This is a genomic window from Aeromicrobium sp. 636, assembly GCF_024433585.1.
GTDB lineage: Bacteria > Actinomycetota > Actinomycetes > Propionibacteriales > Nocardioidaceae > Aeromicrobium > Aeromicrobium senzhongii.
Map to the genome: position 1 here is coordinate 263,504 of NZ_WNJU01000001.1, position 21,255 is coordinate 284,758.

General features: G+C 69.5%; 22 protein-coding genes. 16 read left to right on the forward strand and 6 right to left on the reverse strand.

Going from position 1 to position 21,255, the window contains the following annotated elements; genetic code table 11:
- Positions 1-21 precede the first annotated feature (21 nt).
- The gene (locus GL325_RS01250) at positions 22-1,110 is read left to right on the forward strand and encodes an ATP-dependent DNA ligase (RefSeq protein ID WP_187768352.1); all 1,089 of its coding nucleotides are present in this window, start codon (positions 22-24) and stop codon (positions 1,108-1,110) included.
- Here GL325_RS01250 and GL325_RS01255 read toward each other — a convergent pair.
- Positions 1,107-1,766 (reverse strand): DUF2510 domain-containing protein, encoded by a 660-nt coding sequence (locus GL325_RS01255; RefSeq protein WP_187768353.1) that lies wholly within the window; start codon positions 1,764-1,766, stop codon positions 1,107-1,109. The two genes, GL325_RS01250 and GL325_RS01255, sit on opposite strands and share 4 nt — an antisense overlap.
- A 128-nt stretch (positions 1,767-1,894) precedes the next feature.
- Here GL325_RS01255 and GL325_RS01260 point away from each other — a divergent pair, with 128 nt between their 5' ends.
- Together GL325_RS01260 and GL325_RS01265 are read left to right on the forward strand one after the other, a co-directional pair.
- Entirely contained in the window at positions 1,895-5,287 is a 3,393-nt protein-coding gene (locus GL325_RS01260) for a M14 family zinc carboxypeptidase (protein WP_187768354.1), read from the forward strand.
- A gap of 117 nt (positions 5,288-5,404) precedes the next feature.
- Entirely contained in the window at positions 5,405-6,109 is a 705-nt protein-coding gene (locus GL325_RS01265) for a GAF and ANTAR domain-containing protein (protein ID WP_187768355.1), read from the forward strand.
- On the opposite strand, the gene GL325_RS01270 is transcribed toward GL325_RS01265, so the two are convergent.
- Positions 6,106-7,164, reverse strand: coding sequence for a DNA polymerase domain-containing protein (locus tag GL325_RS01270; RefSeq protein ID WP_187768356.1), 1,059 nt, complete (start codon positions 7,162-7,164; stop codon positions 6,106-6,108). The two genes, GL325_RS01265 and GL325_RS01270, sit on opposite strands and share 4 nt — an antisense overlap.
- Positions 7,165-7,322: 158 nt before the next feature.
- Positions 7,323-7,841 (reverse strand): hypothetical protein, encoded by a 519-nt coding sequence (locus GL325_RS01275; protein ID WP_187768357.1) that lies wholly within the window; start codon positions 7,839-7,841, stop codon positions 7,323-7,325.
- A gap of 127 nt (positions 7,842-7,968) precedes the next feature.
- Between GL325_RS01275 and GL325_RS01280 the strand changes: the two genes are divergently transcribed.
- The 9 genes from GL325_RS01280 to GL325_RS01320 all read left to right on the forward strand — a co-directional run bounded on the left by GL325_RS01280 (position 7,969) and on the right by GL325_RS01320 (position 16,249).
- Positions 7,969-8,679, forward strand: a complete 711-nt coding sequence (locus GL325_RS01280; protein WP_187411371.1) for a metalloregulator ArsR/SmtB family transcription factor — start codon at positions 7,969-7,971, stop codon at positions 8,677-8,679.
- Entirely contained in the window at positions 8,676-10,112 is a 1,437-nt protein-coding gene (gene sufB / locus GL325_RS01285; protein WP_187768358.1) for a Fe-S cluster assembly protein SufB, read from the forward strand. The genes GL325_RS01280 and sufB overlap by 4 nt, the downstream gene beginning before the upstream one ends.
- Positions 10,109-11,290, forward strand: coding sequence for a Fe-S cluster assembly protein SufD (sufD, locus tag GL325_RS01290; protein WP_187768359.1), 1,182 nt, complete (start codon positions 10,109-10,111; stop codon positions 11,288-11,290). Before sufB ends, sufD begins: the two co-directional genes overlap by 4 nt.
- Entirely contained in the window at positions 11,287-11,613 is a 327-nt protein-coding gene (locus GL325_RS01295) for a non-heme iron oxygenase ferredoxin subunit (RefSeq protein ID WP_154594882.1), read from the forward strand. The genes sufD and GL325_RS01295 overlap by 4 nt, the downstream gene beginning before the upstream one ends.
- On the forward strand, positions 11,610-12,368 hold the full coding sequence (sufC, locus tag GL325_RS01300; RefSeq protein ID WP_154594883.1) for a Fe-S cluster assembly ATPase SufC: 759 nt from the start codon (positions 11,610-11,612) through the stop codon (positions 12,366-12,368). Before GL325_RS01295 ends, sufC begins: the two co-directional genes overlap by 4 nt.
- Positions 12,369-12,370: 2 nt before the next feature.
- A complete protein-coding gene (locus GL325_RS01305; protein ID WP_154594884.1) occupies positions 12,371-13,603 on the forward strand; it encodes a cysteine desulfurase in 1,233 nt (410 codons plus the stop codon).
- Between the two features lies 1 nt (position 13,604).
- Positions 13,605-14,060, forward strand: a complete 456-nt coding sequence (gene sufU, locus GL325_RS01310; protein WP_154594885.1) for a Fe-S cluster assembly sulfur transfer protein SufU — start codon at positions 13,605-13,607, stop codon at positions 14,058-14,060.
- Positions 14,057-14,416, forward strand: coding sequence for a metal-sulfur cluster assembly factor (locus GL325_RS01315; RefSeq protein ID WP_146827855.1), 360 nt, complete (start codon positions 14,057-14,059; stop codon positions 14,414-14,416). Before sufU ends, GL325_RS01315 begins: the two co-directional genes overlap by 4 nt.
- Before the next feature lie 231 nt (positions 14,417-14,647).
- On the forward strand, positions 14,648-16,249 hold the full coding sequence (locus GL325_RS01320; protein ID WP_154594886.1) for an ABC-F family ATP-binding cassette domain-containing protein: 1,602 nt from the start codon (positions 14,648-14,650) through the stop codon (positions 16,247-16,249).
- Here the strand turns inward: GL325_RS01320 and GL325_RS01325 are convergent.
- Positions 16,222-16,959: an SURF1 family protein gene (locus GL325_RS01325; RefSeq protein ID WP_187768360.1), complete on the reverse strand. Its 738-nt coding sequence runs from the start codon at positions 16,957-16,959 to the stop codon at positions 16,222-16,224. The genes GL325_RS01320 and GL325_RS01325 overlap by 28 nt on opposite strands.
- Entirely contained in the window at positions 16,960-17,241 is a 282-nt protein-coding gene (locus GL325_RS01330; RefSeq protein ID WP_154594888.1) for a DUF3099 domain-containing protein, read from the reverse strand.
- A gap of 60 nt (positions 17,242-17,301) precedes the next feature.
- Here GL325_RS01330 and GL325_RS01335 point away from each other — a divergent pair, with 60 nt between their 5' ends.
- On the forward strand, positions 17,302-17,517 hold the full coding sequence (locus GL325_RS01335) for a dodecin (RefSeq protein WP_154594889.1): 216 nt from the start codon (positions 17,302-17,304) through the stop codon (positions 17,515-17,517).
- A 10-nt stretch (positions 17,518-17,527) separates the two neighbouring features.
- Here GL325_RS01335 and serB read toward each other — a convergent pair whose 3' ends face one another.
- Positions 17,528-18,760, reverse strand: a complete 1,233-nt coding sequence (gene serB, locus GL325_RS01340) for a phosphoserine phosphatase SerB (RefSeq protein WP_187768361.1) — start codon at positions 18,758-18,760, stop codon at positions 17,528-17,530.
- A 51-nt stretch (positions 18,761-18,811) separates the two neighbouring features.
- Here serB and GL325_RS01345 point away from each other — a divergent pair, with 51 nt between their 5' ends.
- Genes GL325_RS01345 through GL325_RS01355 form a run of 3 tightly spaced genes read left to right on the forward strand, consistent with a single transcriptional unit; the run spans position 18,812 to position 21,156 of the window.
- Positions 18,812-19,615: an ABC transporter ATP-binding protein gene (locus GL325_RS01345; protein ID WP_187768362.1), complete on the forward strand. Its 804-nt coding sequence runs from the start codon at positions 18,812-18,814 to the stop codon at positions 19,613-19,615.
- A gap of 8 nt (positions 19,616-19,623) precedes the next feature.
- A complete protein-coding gene (locus GL325_RS01350; protein WP_154594891.1) occupies positions 19,624-20,073 on the forward strand; it encodes an NfeD family protein in 450 nt (149 codons plus the stop codon).
- On the forward strand, positions 20,074-21,156 hold the full coding sequence (locus tag GL325_RS01355) for an SPFH domain-containing protein (protein ID WP_154594892.1): 1,083 nt from the start codon (positions 20,074-20,076) through the stop codon (positions 21,154-21,156). It begins immediately after the preceding gene.
- Positions 21,157-21,255: the final 99 nt, after the last annotated feature.

Genomic DNA, 21,255 nt, shown 5'->3' on the forward strand with positions numbered 1-21,255 from the left:
TAGTTGTGGCAGGTTGAAGCCATGGACCTGCCCGTGATGCCGCCGGTCGCGCCGATGCTCGCCAAGTCCGCCAAGCAGGTGCCTCGCGGCGACGAGTGGCTCTACGAGCCCAAGTGGGACGGTTTCCGGGCGCTGATCTTCCGCGACGGCGATGAGATCGAGATCACCAGCCGCTCGACGAAGCCGTTGACCCGGTACTTCCCGGACGTCGTGGAGGCGGTCCGCGCGCACACGCCCGAGCGGTGCGTCCTCGACGGCGAGATCGTGATCGCGATGGACGGTCGGCTGAGCTTCGACGCACTGAGCAACCGCATCCACCCGGCCGCCTCGCGCGTGACGATGCTCAGCCGAGATACGCCCGCGTCCTTCGTGGCCTTCGACCTGCTCGCCCTCGGTGACCGGTCCTTCCTCGACGAGCCGTTGGCCGTCCGGCGGGCGGCGCTCGTCGACGCGCTCTCCGCGGCGACCGCGCCGATCCACGTCACCCGGGTCACCGAGGACCCCGACGAGGCGCAGCGCTGGTTCACGACCTTCGAGGGCGCCGGACTGGACGGCGTGATCGCGAAGCGCCTCGACGGTCCGTACGCGTCGAACGGACGCACGATGGTGAAGGTCAAGCACGCCCGCACCGCCGACGTCGTGGTGGCCGGCTACCGGCTGCACAAGAACTCGACCTCCGAGCGGCCGCTGCTGGGCTCGATGCTGCTGGGCCTGCATGCCGACGACGGGCGCCTGCAGCACGTCGGGGTCGCGGCGTCGTTCACCGAGAGTCGGCGCGCCGAGCTGATCGAGGAGCTCGCGCCGCTGGAGGTGGCGCCGGGTGAGTCGCACCCCTGGGACCGGTGGCGCGACGACGAGGCGCAGGCGTCCGGACGGCTGCCGGGCGGGCAGAGCCGGTGGACCGGCACCAAGGACCTGTCGTTCGTGCCGCTGCGGCCCGAGCGTGTCGTCGAGGTCGCCTACGAGCACATGGAGGGCGAGGGCGACCAGGCACGTTTCCGCCACACCGCGCGGTTCCAGCGCTGGCGCCCCGACCGCGAGCCCGAGTCGTGCACGTACGCGCAGCTGGAGGAGGTCGCCCGCTACGACCTCGACAACGTCTTGCTCTAGTCGTTCCAGCGGCAGGTCGCCGTCCCGCCGGGGTAGGCCGCCGTGGCCTTGATGATGACGGACCCGTCCGCGTCGAGGATGCGGCACGTGGGGATGTCCCGGCCGTCGTTCGCCGTCGCGTCCAGGCGGACCCCACCGTCCACGGCGCCGATGTCGGTGCTCCAGCCCGGGTCGACCGCAGTCTCGGTGTACTCGTCGGTGCCGTCGGACCAGATCACGTCCACGCCCATGCCGTCGCGTGAGTCGACCTCGAGCGTGTACCGGGCGGCGAAGTCGCCATCGCCACCGGACCAGTCGCCCAGGTCGATCCCCGGGTCCTCCGTCGGGACCAGCGACGACACGAGGAACAGCACCACGACGCCGATCGCGACGGCCGCGGCGACGACGACGCCGCGGTTCTTCGCGCCGACGGGGCCGAACTGGCGCGGTGGCGTCGACGGAGGCGGCGTCAGCTGGCCCAAGGGCACCCGCTCACCGTTCAACAGCATGTATCCGTCAGGGAGCCGCTCGCGCGATCCGCGCGAGGGCCGGGGCGTGGCTCGCGTGGTGGACCCGGTGGGCTCGACCCGCTCGGTCCAGGCCTGACCGTTCCAGAACCGCTGGCCTCCGCTGCCGGCCGGATCGTCGTACCAGCCCGCAGGCGCCTTCTGGTTCACGCGTTGAGGATACGGCCGGGACCGGGGCGGCCGGGCAGGCTCTCGGGAAACTGATGGTGGCGGTGTGATCTGCGTTACATCTAGGGTGTGGGCACCCCCCATGTCGCCCATGGACAGGACCCACGCTGATGGCCTCATTCCTCCCGCTGCGCAGGAAGGCCTCCGCGGCCGTCCTGGCGTTGGCGCTGCCCGCCCTCGCCGCGGCCAGCATCGTTCCCGTCGCCTCCGCCGCGCCTCCGGGCCCGGCCGCGGTGTCCCTCGAGCGCCTCCCGGACGAGGTGCCGTCCGTCGTGTCGATCACGGTGCCCGGCACGGCCGAGCTCGACCGGCTCGTCGCGACGGGTGTCGATCTCGATCATGGCGTGGAACAGCGTCCGGGCGGTCTCGAGGTGCGCGCGATCATCACGGGGAACGAGGCCAAGGCGTTGCGCACAGCGGGCTTCGAGACCGGAGAGACCCTCTACACGCAGCAGGACACCGACGCGGCGCTCGACCAGCGGGACGCGACGATCCGCGCCGCGAAGGCCGCCAACGCGGCCTTCGTGGACGAGGCGACGCATCCCGACGTCTCCGACGTGAAGATCACCCGGGCCGAGTACTACACCGTGTTCGGCACGCCCGTGCTGTCGGTGGAGGCGAAGTGGGCGAACGGGCAGGACGCCAACACGGCGCTGACGGTGGAGCGCGACAGCGGTCCCGGTACGGCGTTCGGCAGCGGCGGGACCCAGACGATCAACCGCTTCGTCGACGCGAACGTCTACCTCTACCACCGCGGCGCCAGCCCCACGACGGGCGAGCAGGCGCTGACGAGCCGCCCGGACCGGATCAGGATCACCAGCCCCGGCGGGGACGTCGCGATCGCCAAGGTGACGGACTGGCTGCCCACCGGCGACGAACCCGACCCGTTCAAGGGCGACGGCTACCAGCAGGACTTCATCACGTCCTACCTCGATCCGACGCAGCTCTACGACCGCATCCACCAGTTGGCGACCGACTACCCGCAGCTGGCCGAGATCGTCGAGCTGCCCAACAAGACCAACGGCTACCGTCGCCTGGCCCAGGCGGTCGTTCCGGCCGGGACGACGTCGGCGGACGACCCGCGTCGGGTGGCGTTCGACTCGAAGCAGCTGGGGCACGAGGGAGGCAACGGGATCACGCTGCGCGTCGTGCACCCGACCGCAGCGGACCAGGCCCTGAGCGTGACGGTCGCGGACCGCGCGATCACCATCTCCTCGGCCACCGACGGCACGGGCATCGCCACGAGCACGGCCTCGGAGGTCGCGGCCGCCGTCGCGGCGAGCCCCGAGGCGAGCGCGCTCGTCTCGGCCTCCACCTACCGCGGCAACGCGGGGACCGGTGTCGTCCCGGCGACGCCGGAGACGACGCTGAGCGACAACCTCAAGGCGCCCGAGTACGTCTCGCGCAACCCGCACGAGGTCTACGCCATCAAGATCGGCAAGGTTCGCGACGGCTCCAAGCCGGGCGTCTTCTTCTACGCGCAGGAGCACGCGCGTGAGTGGGTCCCGCCGTTGGTGACGCTCGAGACCGCCGAGCGGCTCCTGCGCAACTACGCGACGCACGCGCCGACGCGCGAGCTCGTGGACAACCTGGAGATCTGGGTGCTCCCGTCGGTCAACCCCGACGGCGGCCACTACTCGTTCTACGACTACAACTCGCAGCGCAAGAACATGACGCGTCACTGCGCCGACGGCGGCGCCACCGACGCGAACGGCCGCGACCAGTGGGGAGTGGACGTCAACCGCAACTACGACGAGTACAGCTTCTTCGACGGCTACTCGGGCGCGAACGACGTGTGCACGAGCGGCACCTTCGCGGGTCCGGCCGAGCTGAGCGAGCCCGAGTCCCAGAACGTCGACTGGGTCGCCGCGCGCCCGAATATGAAGTGGTCGATGAACGTCCACAGCTCGGGCAACTACTTCATGTGGTCGCCGGCGGCCTACAAGGTCCCCGGCCGCGAGACCGCGCCCGAGCCGACGCTGGCCGAGGAGTCGCTGTTCCAGGGCTCGTCCTCGCGGATCCTGACCGCCATCAAGCGCCATCGTGGCCTGTCGGTGACCCCGGCGCGCACCGGTCGCGTGGTGGACACCCTCTACTCGGCGGCGGGCAACTCCGGCGACATGCTCTGGTACAAGTACGGGATCTACGCGTGGGACTTCGAGGTCGGCTCGACCTTCCAGCCGCCGTTCGAGGCGACGGACCCGAAGGGACCGGGTGCCCACCAGGAGGCCATGGAGTTCTCCAACGGCCTCATCGAGATGCTGCGCATCGCCCGGGACCACGACACCGACACGGTGTCGCCCGCCAGCGAGGTGAAGGTCACCTCGAGCGCCGCCGAGGGCAAGGTGAACGTCGAGTTCACCACGAACGAGCCGGCGAGCATCTTCTACACGACCGACGGCACGGTCCCGAACCTGCACTCGACGATGTACGCGGCCGCCGGTCTGCGTGAGGGTGGCGAGCGCCTCAAGGTCGACGAGGGCGCCGAGATCCGGTGGATCGCCGTCGACAGCCGGGGCAACGTCGAGCGGAACTTCGTCCCGGGGCGCGAGGGCAACTACCGCACGTGGATCGCCCGAGTCGGGTACGAGGCGCCGCTGCCGGCCACGTCGACGTCGCTGACGCTCGATCGGTACACGATCGGTGCCGGGAAGACCGGCGTCACCGCCTCCATCAAGGTGGCCGCCACCGGTGCGGGTGACCAGCCCGACCCCGAGGGCGTCGTCACGGTGTTCGTGGACGACGAGGCCGTCGGCTCGGCCGATCTGCGCGCTGACGGCACGGCGGAGATCGCCCTCCCGGCGATCCCCTCGGCCGGTCAGCGCCTGGTCACCGCGCAGTTCGGCGGCAGCGCCGAGCTCGCAGGGAGCACCTCGCAGCCCGTGGCGCTGAAGGTGCAGGCCTCCCCGGGCGTGCCGAGTGCAGTCGTCGACCTCATGGTGTCTCCGACGAGCGTCGTCGCCGGTCAGAAGCGTGCCAAGGCGTCCGTCACGGTCACGGTCGACCGCGACGGTGATGTCACGGCGGGCGAAGGCGTGGTCGACGTGTTCGTCGACGGCAAGCGACTCCGCACGGCCACGCTCGACCGCAACGGTCGCGCGTCGGTCGCGCTGGGCGCGTTCGCCACGACAGGCGCACGCCTCGTCACGGCGACCTACCGCGGCGCCGGCGGCGTCCCCGCCAGCTCGGCGGGCCCGATCGTCCTGCGGGTCACCAAGGCCACGGCCAAGGTGGCGCTCAAGGTCACGCCGAAGAAGGTCAGGACGACGACCCGCGCCCGGGTCACGGTCAGGGTCAAGGCCCCGGCGGGCGTGAACGCCCGCGGCAAGGCCCTCGTGCGGGTCGGCTCGCGCTCGTACGTGATCGCGATCAATGCGAAGGGCAAGGGCTCGGTCAAGCTGCCCCGTCTGAGTCGGGGCACGAAGCGGGTGACGGTCTCCTACCTGGGCAACGCCCACCTGAAGGCCGCCACGAAGAAGGGGAAGATCACGGTCCGCCGCTGATCGTCCCGCCGCCGGGCCGCCCCGCCGATCACTCGGCGGGGCGGTCGCGATGGCCTCCACTCGTGCGACGATGAGTCCCGCGCCTCGCGCGAGGTCGCGCACCGGGGGGAGGGCGGCATGGATCAGGACTTCCACCGGCTGCTGATCGACATGGCGGCCGAGGTCCACGAGGCGCCGGAGCAGGCAGTCCGGCACATCACCGAGTACGCCCGTACCGCCGTCAAGGGTGAGGACTCCGGCATCATGCTCGCCAAGGCCAAGGGCCGCGTCGAGACGTTCGCCGGCACCTCGGCGCCGGTCGAGATCGCCCATGACCTGCAGGCCGAGCTGGACGAGGGCCCGTGCCTCGATGCGATCCGCACCGGGGCCAGCTCCTACTTGGTCGTGAAGCTGCCGGACGCCCGATGGCCGCGCTGGTCCCTGCGGGCGCGAGACCTGGGATACCGCTCCACCATCAGCGCGCGGATGGAGACGGCAGGACGGCGGTTCGGCTCCTTGAACGTCTACGACACTCGCGAGGCGGCGTTCACCCGCGCCGACCTTGAGGTGCTGGAGCTGCTCGCCTCACATGCGGCCGTGGCCTACGCCAACGCCGAGACGAACGTCAACCTGCGGGTCGCGCTGGACAGTCGCAACGTCATCGGGCAGGCCCAGGGCGTGCTGATGCAGGTGTACGACCTGGACGCCGAGACGGCCTTCGCCTACCTGCGGCGGATCTCCCAGACCGAGAACGTGCGGCTGATCGAGGTGGCCCAGGAGCTGTTGCGCACCCGCTCGCTGATGGGCCACCCGGGTCTCCGCCCGGAGTCCGCCGGGCCCTAGCCGTCCTGCTTCTTGCGCGATGGCTGGACGCGCCGGGGCTCGCCGGGCATCTTCGGGTAGTCCGGCGGATAGGGCATCTCGCCCAGGCCGTTCTCCTCGTCGCGGTCGTACCAGTCGAGCAAGGTCTGCAACGAGTGCTGGACGTCGTCGATCTCGCGCCACGGGTCCGGACGCTGCTCGAGCAGCGCCGGAACGGTCGTGAGGTTGAAGTCGCGCGGGTCCTCCACGGCGAACAGCTCGTCCCACGTCATCGGCGTCGAGACCGGGGCGCCCGGCTTCGGCCGCAGGCTGTACGCGCTCGCGATCGTGCGGTCCCGGGCGTTCTGGTTGAAGTCGACGAAGATCGACTCGCCGCGCTCCTCCTTCCACCAGGCGGTGGTCACGCCGTCGTCGCGGCGCTCGAGCTCGCGGCCGAAGGCCAGGGCCGCGTGGCGCACGTCGGTGAAGGTCCAGCGCGGCTCGATCCGGGCGAAGATGTGCACGCCGCGGTTGCCGCTGGTCTTGGCGAAGCCCCGGATGCCGATCTCCTCCAACAGCTCCTTGGCGGCCTTGGCCACGCGCTGGGCGTCGGTGAAGTCGGTGCCCGGCTGGGGATCGAGGTCGATGCGGATCTCGTCGGGATGGTCGACGTCGGCGCGCCGCACGGGCCACGGGTGGAAGGTGACCGTGCCCATGTGCGCGGCCCATGCGGCCACCGCGATCTCGGTGGGACAGATCTCGTCGGCCCGCCGTCCCGAGGGGAAGTGGATACGCACCGTCTCGAGGTACGGGGGAGCGCCCTTGGGCACCCGCTTCTGGTAGAACGCATCCCCGTGGCTGTCGGCCCGGGTCGCCATGACCATGTCCTCACGGACGCCCTTGGGCCACCGCTCGAGCGTCGTCGGACGCTCGCGCAGTGCGCGCATGAGCCCGTCCTGGACAGCGACGAAGTACTCGACGACCTCGAGTTTGGTGATGTCCGGCGTGCGGTCGGTCTTCTCGTAGATGACCCGGTCCGGGCTCGAGACACGCACGGCGCGCCCGCCGGCCTCGACCTCGACTGCTGATGCCCCCATGGCCCGACCCTAAGGGTCAGTCGACCTTGGTGACGATCGATTGGACTTCGAGCACCGGAACGTCGGCGCTGGCGGTGGTGGTCGGCGCGACGGAAGGTCATCGAGCACGCGTCCGACCGCTGGGTGAACCAAGGGGCGGCGGCCAGACGGCCCCGATCTCAGCACGACACTCCGGCTGGGGGCTTGGCGGTGTCGCCGATCAGCCACGCGTCGCCGGCTCGCTCGAGGCGATGGCTGCTGGCGTACCAGCCCTGGGGCTCGGGCTCGGCGATCTGGACGTCAGCCTCGGCACCCCACTCGTCCTCCTGTACACACACCGTGGCGATCGCCGTGTCACCGTCGACCTCGGCGGTGAAGTCACGCAACTGGGGCCGGCCCACCCGGCGGAAGCCCATCTCGTCGAACTGCCGGTACTGCTGGCTCTGGGGCTCGATCATCCGGCGGCTCAGGATCCCGGAGAAGTCGGCGGTGTCGTAGCGACCCGAAGACTCCACGCGTACCCGCTCGGCCCAGAACGCCTCGAGGACGGTGACGACCTCATTCTCGGTCACGGCGGTCGGTGCGGTGGTGGGCGCCGGCGCCTCGGGGTCGCCCTCCTCGGTGCCGCACCCGCTCATGAGGAGCGTGGTCGCCAGTGCCAGGGAGCCGGCCGCGGTGCGCATCCTCGGAGTCAGCATGGTCGTGAGCGTAGTGATGTGACGCGCTTCAGCGCGTCTTGTTTTCGGGGACAGTCCTCGATGAGGCCCGGCTCACTGAGGGGAGCCTTCGTTGAACGGGCGGAATCAATAACGCAACAATGGTGTTGTGAAATACGTGAACGCGGATCAAGAGGTGTCGCACGTCGACGACCTCTCGACGCGCGATCGCGTGGCCGAGAGCATCCTCGAGAACGGCCCGAGCACCGCCACGAGCCTGGCCAGCCGCCTCGGGCTCACGCCCGCGGCCGTGCGCCGCCACCTCGAGCACCTCGTCGAGCAGGGTCTCGTCGAGTCGCACGAGGAGCGGATCCGCGGACAGCGCCGCCGCGGCCGTCCGGCCCGGGTCTTCGCCCTGACCGCCGCCGGTCGCGACACGTTCGCCCACTCCTACGACGACCTCGCCGCCGAGGCGCTGCGCTTCCTGCGCGCCACCGGTGGCGACACGGCCGTCATGGACTTCGCCCGGCACCGGCTCGCCGACTTCCGCAGCCGCTACGAGCGACTGCTGTCCGGCGTGCCGATCGAGGAGCAGGCGTCGGTGCTGGCCCAGGCCCTCACCGCCGACGGCTTCGCCGCCTCGGCCAGCTCGACCCCGCTGGGCGAGCAGATCTGCCAGCACCACTGCCCGGTGGCCCACGTCGCCGAGGAGTTCCCCCAATTGTGCGAGGCCGAGACCGAGGTCTTCGCGGACCTGCTGGGCTCCCATGTCCAGCGACTCGCCACCATCGCCCACGGTGACGGCGTGTGCACCACGCACCTGCCGCGCGCCGCCCAGACCACCAGCACTGTGTCCCACCACGAAGGGGAGTCGCCATGACGACCACGAACGACACGACCTCGATCGAAGACCTGAACCCGGGTCTGAAGGATGTCGGAAACTACGAGTTCGGTTGGCACGACGCCGACGTCGCCGGAGCCAGCGCGCAGCGCGGCCTCAGCGAGGCCGTCGTGCGCGACATCTCGGCCAAGAAGAACGAGCCCCAGTGGATGCTCGACCTGCGCCTGAAGGGCCTCAAGCTCTTCAACCGCAAGCCGATGCCGACGTGGGGCGCCGATCTGGACCAGATCGACTTCGACAACATCAAGTACTTCGTCCGGTCGACCGAGAAGCAGGCGACCACGTGGGACGAGCTCCCCGAGGACATCAAGAACACGTACGACCGCCTCGGCATTCCCGAGGCCGAGAAGCAGCGCCTGGTCTCCGGCGTCGCGGCCCAGTACGAGTCCGAGGTCGTCTACCACCAGATCCGTGAGGACCTGGAGCAGCAGGGTGTCATCTTCCTCGACACCGACACCGCGCTGAAGGAGCACCCCGAGCTCTTCGAGGAGTACTTCGGCACCGTGATCCCGGTCGGCGACAACAAGTTCGCCGCGCTCAACACGTCCGTGTGGTCCGGCGGCTCGTTCATCTACGTGCCCAAGGGCGTCCACGTCGACATCCCGCTGCAGGCCTACTTCCGGATCAACACCGAGAACATGGGTCAGTTCGAGCGCACGCTGATCATCGCCGACGAGGATTCCTACATCCACTACGTCGAGGGCTGCACGGCGCCGATCTACAAGACCGACTCGCTGCACTCCGCGGTCGTCGAGATCATCGTGAAGAAGGGCGCCCGCGTCCGCTACACGACGATCCAGAACTGGTCGAACAACGTGTACAACCTGGTCACCAAGCGCGCCACGTGCGAGGCCGGCGCCACCATGGAGTGGGTCGACGGCAACATCGGCTCCAAGGTCACCATGAAGTACCCGGCCGTCTACCTGATGGGCGAGCAGGCGCGCGGCGAGACGCTGTCGATCGCCTTCGCCGGCGAGGGCCAGTACCAGGACACCGGCGCCAAGATGGTGCACGTCGCGCCGAACACGTCGAGCTCGATCCTGAGCAAGTCCGTCGCCCGTGGCGGCGGCCGCACGTCCTACCGCGGCCTGTTGCAGGTCAACGAGGGCGCCTACGGCTCGGCCAGCACCGTCAAGTGCGACGCCTTGCTGGTCGACCAGATCAGCCGCTCCGACACGTACCCGTACGTCGACGTCCGCGAGGACGACGTGACCCTCGGCCACGAGGCGACCGTCTCCAAGATCAACGACGACCAGCTCTTCTACTTCATGCAGCGCGGCATGGAGGAGGACGAGGCGATGGCGATGATCGTCCGCGGTTTCGTCGAGCCCATCGCTCGTGAGCTGCCCATGGAGTACGCGCTGGAGCTGAACCGACTCATCGAGCTGCAAATGGAGGGTGCTGTCGGATGACCACCATCGAACACACCGATCAGATGGCCGCCGCGTTGGAGCTGGACCACGTCCAGAGCCACCTGCATCCCGAGCCGTCCTACGACGTCGAGGCCCACCCCAAGCCGACCGGCATGGAGGAGATCTGGCGCTTCACGCCGCTCAAGCGGCTGCGCGGACTGCTCGACGGCGATCCGTCGGACGCGCACCTGGAGTGGAAGGACGAGCTTCCCGCCGGCGCGACGCTGACCACGATCACCACCGACGAGGCCAAGGCGATCGGCGGCATCGCGCCGCTGGACCGGCTGTCCGCGTTGGCCGTGCAGAACGCCGGAGGGGCCACGCTGCTGTCGATCGACGGCGAGCTGGACGCCCCCGCGCGCATCACGCTCAGCGGCACCTCGACCGAGCGGACCGTGTGGGGCCACATCGTGGTCAAGGTCGCGCCCTTCTCGAAGGCCACGATCACCTTCGACCACGTCGGCTCGGCCACCTACGCCTCGACCGTCACGTACGTCGTCGGCGACGGTGCCCAGCTGGACGTCATCAACCTGGCCGACTGGGACGACGATGCCGTCCACGCCGTGCAGAACGGCATCAGCGTCGGCCGTGACGCGGCGGTCCGCTTCTTCGAGTTCACGCTCGGCGGCGACCTCGTCCGCTCGTCCACGAACGTCGACTACCGGGGCACCGGTGGCAGCGTGGACCTACTCGGCGTGTACTTCGCCGACGCCGGCCAGCACCTCGAGCACCGTCAGTTCGTCGACCACACGGCGCCCAAGACCCGCAGCAACGTCGAGTACAAGGGCGCGCTGCAGGGTCAGGACGCGCACACCGTGTGGATCGGCAACGTCCTGATCCGCAAGATCGCCGAGGGCATCGAGACGTTCGAGCAGAACGACAACCTCGTGCTGACCGACGGTGCCCGCGCCGACTCGGTGCCGAACCTCGAGATCGAGACCGGCGACATCGCCGGCGCGGGGCACGCCTCGACGACGGGTCGTTTCGACGACCAGCACCTGTTCTACCTGCAGAGCCGCGGCATCGACCCGAGCGAGGCCAAGCGCCTCGTGATCCACGGCTTCTTCAACGACATCATCCGCCGCGTCGGTGTCCAGGACCTGCAGGATCGCCTGTTGGCCGCCATCGAGGAGGAGCTGTCCACCGTGGTCGGCACCCCCGGGGCGGTGGGTGCATGACCTTCCAGGAGGTCGCGAAGCTCGCTGACGTCCCCGAGGGCGCCGCCCTCGGGATCGAGTTCGAGGGCCATGACCTGGCACTCGTGCGCGACGGCGACACCGTCTACTGCATTCAGGACTGGTGCTCGCACGCCGAGATCCCGCTGTCCGACGGCGACGTCGAGGGCTGTGAGATCGAGTGCTTCCTGCACGGGTCGCGCTTCGACCTGCGCACCGGCAAGGCGCTGGGCCTCCCGGCCACCGAACCGGTTCCCGTCTACCAGACCAAGATCGAGGGAGAGACCGTGTGGGTCGACCTCCCCAACCAAGGAGAAAACGTATGAGCACCCTGGAGATCAAGAACCTCCACGTGTCCGTCGACACCGAGGACGGCGCCAAGGAGATCCTCCGCGGCGTCGATCTGACCATCAACTCCGGCGAGGTCCACGCCATCATGGGCCCGAACGGCTCCGGCAAGTCGACCCTCGCGTACTCGATCGCCGGACACCCCAAGTACACGGTCACCGACGGCGAGGTCCTCCTCGACGGCGAGAACATCCTCGAGATGAGCGTCGACGAGCGCGCCCGCGCCGGCCTGTTCCTGGCGATGCAGTACCCCGTCGAGGTTCCCGGCGTCTCGGTCGCGAACTTCCTGCGCACCGCCAAGACCGCCATCGACGGCGAGGCCCCCAAGCTGCGCACGTGGGTCAAGGACGTCAACGCGGCGCTCGAGCGCATGACGCTCGACCCGACCTTCGCCCAGCGTTCGGTGAACGAGGGCTTCTCCGGTGGCGAGAAGAAGCGCCACGAGATCGCCCAGCTCGAGCTGCTGAACCCGAAGTTCGCGATCCTCGACGAGACCGACTCCGGCCTGGACATCGACGCCCTGCGCGTCGTCTCCGACGGCGTCAACCGCTACTCGGCGCAGGGTGACCGTGGCGTGCTGCTGATCACGCACTACACGCGCATCCTGAACTACATCAACCCCGACTTCGTTCACGTCTTCGTCGCCGGCCGTCTGGCCGAGACCGGCGGGCGTGAGCTGGCCGAGGAGCTCGAGGTCTCGGGTTACGACAAGTTCCTCAAGGCGGCTCTCTGATCATGGCCGGCTTCGACGTCGAGGCGATCCGCAAGGACTTCCCCATCTTGTCCAGGACGATGGCGGGGGACCGCCCTCTGGTGTACCTGGACAGCGCCAACACGTCGCAGAAGCCGCGTCAGGTCGTCGAGGCGATCGAGCGTCACTACCTCGAGCACAACGCCAACGTCGCCCGCGCGATGCACCAGCTCGGCGCGGAGGCCAGTGAGGCCTTCGAGTCGGGCCGCGACAAGGTGGCGGGGTTCATCAACGCGCCCCGCCGCGAGGAGGTCGTGTTCACCAAGAACGCCTCCGAGGCGCTCAACCTGGTGGCGCGCGTCCTGGGTGACGGCGGGCGCGTCGGCGCGGGGGACGAGGTCGTGGTGACCCAGATGGAGCACCACTCCAACCTCGTGCCGTGGCAGCTGCTGACGCAGCGCACCGGCGCCGACCTGCGCTGGTACGGCGTGACGCCCGAGGGTCGTCTCGACCTCGACTCGCACACGCTGACCGAGCGCACCAAGGTCGTCGCGGTGACGTGGGTGTCGAACATGCTCGGCACGATCAACCCCGTGGCCGAGATCGTCCGTCGCGCCCGCGAGGTCGGTGCGCTCGTCGTGATCGACGCGTCGCAGGCCGTGCCGCAGCTGCCGGTCGACGTCGCCGCCCTGGGCGCCGACTTCGTCGCGTTCACCGGACACAAGATGGTCGGCCCGACCGGCATCGGTGTCCTGTGGGGCCGCTACGACCTGCTCGCCGAGCTGCCGCCGTTCCTCGGGGGCGGCGAGATGATCGAGACGGTGTCGATGGAGCGCACGACGTTCGCCGCGCCGCCGCACCGGTTCGAGGCCGGCACGCCGCCGATCGCGCAGTCCGTCGGGCTGGGCGCGGCGGTCGACTACCTGACCGGTCTGGGCATGGAGAACGTCGCGGCGCACGAGCAGCAGATCACCGCGTACGCACTGAGCGCGATGAACGAGTTGCCGGGCGTCACGATCGTCGGCCCCAAGGAGCCGGTCGATCGCGGGGGAGCGATCAGCTTCACCGTCGATGGGGTGCACCCCCACGACGTCGCGCAGCTGCTCGATTCGCAGGGCGTCGCCGTTCGCGCGGGTCACCACTGTGCCAAGCCGTTGCACCAGCACTTCGGCGTCCAGTCCACGACGCGTGCGTCGTTCTACCTGTACACGACCGAGGCCGAGATCGACGCGCTCGTCGCGGGGATCCGCCACACCCAGTCGTACTTCGGAGCGTGAGATGAACGCGTCAAACGTCGATGCGATGTACCAGGAGATCATCCTGGACCACTACAAGCGCCCGCACGGGGCCGGACTTCGCGACCCCTACGAGGCCGAGGTCCACCACGTGAACCCCACGTGCGGTGACGAGATCACCCTGCGCGTGCACCTGGAGGGGGAGCAGGTGGCGGACGTCTCGTACGACGCCGTCGGCTGCTCCATCAGCCAGGCGTCCGCCTCGGTGCTGAACGACCTGGTCGTCGGAAAGACCGTCGGCGATGCATTGACCACACTCGATGCCTTCCAGGAGCTCATGCAGGGCCGCGGTCAGGTCGAACCTGACGAGGACGTGCTCGAGGACGGCATCGCCTTCGCGGGCGTCGCGCAGTTCCCGGCGCGCGTGAAGTGCGCACTGCTGTCCTGGATGGCCTGGAAGGACGCCGTCGCCCAAGCTTCGGCCAAGGAGGATTCATGACCACTGACCACAGCGATCTGCCCGACGTCACCGTGCAGCCCGGCGCCACGAGCGACGAGGACATCTGGGAGGCGATGAAGGACGTCGTCGACCCCGAGCTCGGCATCAACGTCGTCGACCTGGGCCTCGTCTACGGCGTCCACACCGATGAGCACAGCAACACGATCCTCCAGATGACCCTCACGTCGGCGGCCTGCCCGCTGACCGACGTCATCGAGGACCAGACCCGTGCGGCCCTCGACGGCCTGGTGAACGACTTCCGGATCGAGTGGGTCTGGATGCCGCCGTGGGGCCCGGACAAGATCACCGACGACGGCCGCGAGATGCTGCGCGCCCTCGGCTTCAACATCGGCTGAGTCGCCCCGCGACCCGCCACCGCTACCCCAATCTCCACTTTTGGAAACGGATCCACGTTACTGAGCGATCAGAACGTGGATCCGTTTCCAAATGTGCGCAGTGAGGACGATTTCGCGCCGCGGGGGATGGCTCCGTAGACTGGCTCGGTGGACATGATCCGGCTGGAGTGACGCGCGAGCCTCTGCTCGACCCCTGCGTCCTCGCCCGTCCACCCTCACGAAGGCTCTTCCATGATCACCGCTTCCCACGTGGAGCTGCGCTTCGGCGCGCGCGTCCTGATGTCCGACGTCTCCTTCCAGGTCGCCCGTGGCGACAAGATCGGTCTCGTCGGCCGCAACGGCGCCGGCAAGACCACGCTGACCAAGATGCTGGCCGGTGCCGGCGGCGAGCCCGCCGAGGGCAGCATCACCCGCACGGGGACGGTCGGCTACCTGCCGCAGGACCCGCGCGTCGGCGACCCCAGCGTCACCGCCCGCGACCGCATCCTGGCCGCCCGCGGCCTCGACGAGGCGCTGCGCCGGATGCGTCAGGCCGAGAAGGACATGGCGTCCGAGGACGGCGCCGTGGCCGAGGACGCGATGCGTCGCTACTCGCGCGCCGACGCCGAGTTCGGTGCCGGCGGCGGCTATGCGGCCGAGTCCGAGGCGGCCACGATCGCGCTGGCGCTCGGTCTGCCCGAGCGCGTGCTCGAGCAGCCGCTCAGCACGCTGTCCGGTGGTCAGCGCCGCCGCATCGAGCTGGCCCGCATCCTGTTCTCGGACGCCGACATCCTGCTGTTGGACGAGCCGACCAACCACCTCGACGCCGACTCGATCGTGTGGCTGCGCAACTTCCTCAAGAACTTCTCGGGCGGCTTCGTGGTCATCAGCCACGACGTCGACCTGGTCGAGGAGACGGTCAACAAGGTCTTCTACCTCGACGCCAACCGCGGCCAGATCGACATCTACAACATGGGCTGGCGCCCGTACCTCAAGCAGCGCGAGGCCGACGAGGCCCGTCGCAAGCGCGAGCGCGCCACGGCCATGAAGCAGGCCGAGCGACTCATCGACCAGGGCAACCGCATGCGCGCCAAGGCGTCCAAGGCCACGGCCGCGCAGCAGATGCTCAAGCGCGCCGAGAAGATGATGGCCGGGCTCGAGGACGTGCGCGTCGTCGACAAGGTCGCCAAGATCGCGTTCCCCAAGCCGGCGCCCTGCGGCAAGACGCCGCTCATGGCCACGGGCCTGTCGAAGTCCTACGGCTCGCTGGAGATCTTCACCGACGTCGACCTGGCGATCGACCGGGGCAGCCGCGTCGTCATCCTCGGACTCAACGGCGCGGGCAAGACCACGCTGCTGCGCCTGCTGGGTGGTGTCGACCAGTCCGACACCGGCGAGATCATCCCCGGGCACGGGCTCAAGATCGGCTACTACGCCCAGGAGCACGAGACGCTCGACACCTCACGCTCGGTGCTGGAGAACATGCAGAGCGCCGCGCCGCACCTGACCGACACCGAGGCGCGCAGCGTCCTGGGCTCGTTCCTGTTCACCGGCGACGACACGGCCAAGCCGGCCGGCGTGCTGTCCGGTGGCGAGAAGACCCGACTGGCCCTGGCCAGCCTCATCGTGTCGTCGGCCAACGTGCTGCTGCTGGACGAGCCGACCAACAACCTCGACCCCGCGTCCCGCGAGGAGGTGCTGGCGGCGATCCGTTCCTACGAGGGCGCGATCGTGCTGGTGACCCACGACGAGGGCGCCGTGCACGCGCTGGAGCCCGACCGGGTGCTGCTGCTGCCCGACGGCGAGGAGGACCTCTGGTCCGACTCCTACGCCGACCTGGTCAGCTTGGCCTGACGCTGGTTGCGGACCTCGTCGCGGGCGAACCAGACGTACCCCAGCAGGGCGAGGCCCATGAAGAAGTACCACTGGAGCGCGTAGAACAGGTGCGGTCCGGTGCCGAGGTCAGGATCCTCGGGCGCCTTCAGCCCGTCCTGCTTCGGCTCGGTCATCTCGATGTAGCCCGGCAGCGGCTCACTGCCGAGGAACTTCGTCCAGCGGGCGCTGTTGACGGCGCGGACCTGGCCGTCGCGCGGGGTGGTGGCGGCCGTGTCGGCGGTGCTGGCCGGCTGCAGCCAGCCGGTGATCGTGACGGGACCCGTCGGGGCCGCGGGGACGTCCTCGGGGGCCTCGCCGTTGCGCGGGCCCTGGATCCAGCCACGGTCGACCAGCACGACCCGGCCGTCGGTGAGCCGTAGGGGAGTGATGACCTGGACGCCCGGCTGGCTGTCGCGGTGGGCGAATCGCACCGTGACCTCGTGCGCGGAGTCGAACGTTCCGGTCGCGGAGACCGTGCGGTACTCGAGGTCGGGGTCCCAGCCGTCGGCCAGCACGTCGGAGACGGGGGCGGGCTTGGCCTCGAGGTTGGCCTCGACGACCGCGTTGTCGGCCTTGCGCTGCTCCCAGCGGTCGTACTGCCAGCCGCCGAGGACGTAACACGTGACCGCCATCGCCACGACGAAGATCGCGAGCCCGATCCAGCGCGGGCTCAGGAGGAAGCGCAACACCTAGCCGTCCAGTTCCTTGCGATCCACGCCGAACGGGGACGGACCGTCGCCCGGATTGCGGATGGCGGAGTTGCCGATCACGACGGCGATGTACGGCAGGACGACCGCGCCGAGGAGCAGGACCCAGCGGATCCAGTGGTCGACGGCCACGAAGGCCAGGAAGCACGCCACGCGGATCGCCATCGAGATGAGGTAGTTGCGCTCGCGATGGTCGACCTCGGCGCTGTGGGGCGCGCGCGCACTCGTGATCGAGTGGACCTCTTCGGAGTCGCCGCGTGCCATGTGACCACTCTACGCCGTGGCTCCTGCCCGCCAGCCGCCCGGCGGTGGGACGATGGCTTCATGAGCAACCGCACCTACCGCGTCACCGAAATCGTCGGAACGTCCCCGGCCGGGGTCAGCGAGGCCATCGACAGCGGCATCGCCCGTGCCGCCCAGACCCTGCGCCACCTCGACTGGTTCGAGGTCGTCGGGATCCGTGGCCAGATCGTCGACAGCGAGGTCGAGCACTACCAGGTCACGATGAAGTTGGGCTTCCGCCTCGAGGACGACGAGTAGGAACCGCGCATCACGCCGAGGGGGTGCCGTCGGCGGCGTCGGCCGCCTCGACCTCCTCGCGCGTGATGCCCATGAGGTAGACGATCGCGTCGAGGTACGGCACGTTCACGGATGTCTGTGCCTGGTCGCGCACGAGGGGCTTGGCGTTGAACGCGATCCCCAGCCCGGCCGCGGCCAGCATGTCCAAGTCGTTGGCGCCGTCGCCGATGGCCACGGTGTTGCGCACGTTGATGCCGGCCTGACCCGCGAAGGCGCGCAGTGCGTCGGCCTTGCCCGCGCGGTCGACGACCCGCCCGACGACGCGGCCGGTCAGCTCACCGTCGCGCACCTCCAGTTCGTTGGCCGCGAAGTAGTCGATGCCCAGGTCGTCGGCGATCCGCTCGATGATCTGCGTGAAGCCGCCGCTGACGAGCGCGAAGCGGTACCCCAGGCGCTTCAGGGTGCGGATCATCGTGCGCGCGCCGGGGGTGTACTCGAGGCCGGCATAGACCTCGTCCAGGGCCGACTCGGGCACGCCGCGCAGTTGGGCGACGCGCTCGTGGAGGGACTCGGAGAAGTCCAGCTCGCCGCGCATCGCGCGCTCGGTGACCTCGGCGACGGCCTCCTGGCAGCCGGCGTGCGCCGCGAGCATCTCGATGACCTCGCCCTGGATGAGGGTCGAGTCGACGTCCATCACCACCAGGCGCTGGGCATGGCGCAGGATTCCGTGCTCCTGCACGGCCACGTCGGTGCCGTACCGGTGCCCGATCGCGGCGAGATCGGACTGCAGGGCGTCGGGATCGGCGCCCGAGACCTCCATCCGGATCGCGGTGACCGGGTAGCGGGCCATCCGCACGATGCGGTCGATGTTGCCGCCGAGCTGGTTGATGCCCTCGGTCAGCGCCGCCAGCGCGTCGGGCATGAGCGGTGCGCCCAGCACGACCACCTGCGAGCGACCCACGCGGCGGGGGCGGTTGTCGCCGGTGCCGTGGACGGACTCGACCTCGAGGCCGAGCTCCGCGCCGACGCGGGTCACGTCCGACTCGAACCGGGGCAGGTCGTCGGGAGTCGTGACCAGCACGCTGAGGACGAGCCGGCCACGCACCACGAGCTGCTCGACGTCGATCACCTCGACGCCGTGATCGTCCAGCGCGGAGAAGACCCGCGTGGACACGCCGGAGCGGTCGGGACCGCTGAAGGTGACCAGGACCGTGGGGGCGGTCAGGTGCAGGGTCGGGACGTGTTCGGCAGCCGGCGTGCTCATCGTGTCGAGGGTATCGCCAGTTGGTTGCGACGAACCGGATAGGTTGGGCCTGTGACCGCCGTGTTCGACCTGACCGACGTCACGATCATGCGATCGGGCAAGCTGCTGCTGGACCATGTCTCCTGGCGCGTCGAGCCGGGGGAGCACTGGGTGATCGTGGGCCCCAACGGAGCCGGCAAGACGACCTTGTTGCAGGTGGCCTCGGCCAACATGCACCCGACCTCCGGCAGTGCCGAGATCCTCGGCGAGCGCCTGGGCGCCGTCGACGTGTTCGAGCTCCGTCCGCGCATCGGCCACACGAGCGCGGCGATCGCCGAGCGCGTGCCGCCCACCGAGACGGTCCGCAACCTCATCCTCTCCGCCGCCTACGCCGTCCTGGGCCGCTGGAACGAGGAGTACGACGACGAGGACCACCGCCGCGCGATGGCGATGCTGGCCGAGCTGGGGATCGCGGGCCTGGCCGACCGGACCTTCGGAACCCTCTCCGAGGGCGAGAAGAAGCGGGTCCTGCTGGCGCGCTCCCTCATGACCGACCCGGAGGTCGTCCTGCTGGACGAGCCCGCCGCCGGCCTGGACGTGGGGGCCCGCGAGGACCTCGTCGAGAGCCTCGAGGCGCTGGCGTCCGACTCCACCGGCCCCTCGCTCGTGATGGTGTCGCACCACCTCGAGGAGATCGCCCCGGGCTTCACGCACGCGCTGCTGCTCTCGGCCGGCCGCGTGGTCGCGGCCGGGCCCATCGAGGAGACCCTCACCTCGCAGAACCTCTCGACCGCCTTCCGGCAGCGGCTCGAGGTCAGTCACGTCGCCGGACGCTTCTCGGCCCGCCGTCCACCCGCACGGCACCGAGCGAACTAGGAGGGGCCATGGATTGGTTCGGGGACGACATCTGGGTCACGTGGACAGCGCTCGGCGTGATCCTGTGCCTCATCGAGCTGGCCAGTGGCGAGCTCATCTTCCTCATGTTCGGCATCGCGGCGTTCAGCGCCGCGGTGGCCGCCGCCGCCGGAGCGCCGTTGGCCATCCCGTTGGGACTCTTCGGAGTCGTCTCGGTCGCCCTGCTGGCGCTGGTGCGTCCCCGCATCGTCGCGCGGCTCTATGACGGACCGTCGCTGCCCTCGGGTCAGCACGGCCTGGTCGGTCACTCGGCGATCGTCGACGAGGAGGTCAACCGGCTCGCCGGCCGCGTCCTCATCGGCGACGTGCTTTGGACCGCGCGTCCCGTGGACCCCGAGGCCGTCTACGAACCTGGCGACGAGTTGCTCGTCGCCGCCATCGACGGTGCGATCGCCCGCGTCGTCCGGAAGGAGAGCTGAATGGAATCCGCAATCGTGGTCTTCTTCATCCTGCTGGTGGTGCTGCTGATCGCCACCGCAGCGATGAGTCTGAAGATCATCCCGCAGAACTTCGCCGGGATCGTCGAGCGACTCGGCAAGTACCGCACGACGCTGACGCCCGGGCCGCACCTGATCATCCCGTTCATCGACCGGGTCAAGTACCGCGTCGACCAGCGTGAGCAGGTCGTCTCGTTCCCGCCGCAGGGCGTCATCACCGAGGACAACCTGACCGTCGAGATCGACACGGTCATCCTGTACACGGTCAACAACCCGGTCGCCGCGACCTACGAGATCGTCAACTACATCGAGGGCATCCACCAGCTCACGACGACCACGTTGCGCAACATCATCGGCGGCATGACGCTCGAGCACGCGCTGACCAGCCGCGACCAGATCAACCGCAGCCTGGGCGCCGAGCTGGACGCGGCCACCGGCCGGTGGGGCATCAAGGTCAGCCGGGTCGAGCTCAAGAGCATCGATCCGCCGCCGACCATCATCGACGCGATGGAGAAGCAGATGCGTGCCGAGCGCGACAAGCGCGCGGCCATCCTCACCGCCGAGGGTGAGCGTCAGTCGGCGATCCTCAGTGCCGAGGGCCAGAAGCAGGCAGCGATCCTCACCGCCGAGGGTCAGAAGACCGCGGCGATCCTGAACGCGGAGGGCGAGAAGACCGCGGCGATCCTGACCGCGCAGGGCGAGGGCCGCGCCATCGAGACCGTCTTCCAGGCGATTCACGACGGCAACCCCGACCAGAAGCTGCTCTCGTACCAGTACCTGCAGACGCTCCCGAAGATCGCGCAGGGCCACAACGCCTCGACCTGGATCATCCCGGCCGAGGTCACGGCCGCGCTGAGCTCGATCGGCAACGTCGTCGGGTCCATCCCGGTCGACGGCGGCGGATCGCACAAGCGGGTGGATCTCGACGAGCCGGTCGTGACCGAGTCGTCGTCGGAGCCGGCTGGCACGAGCAGCGCCGTCGAGGAGGCCATCCGCGCGGCCAAGCAGGCCGAGTCCCCGGTCTCCACGCAGGACGATCCGCCCACGGACCAGCCGCCCGCCTGACGGCGCTCGATCCGGAGCATTTCCTCACCGGCCTCTCACTCCCGTACCGGGGATGAGGGGCCGGTGGCGTATCGGTCGCGCCGTCGGAACGCGGACCCA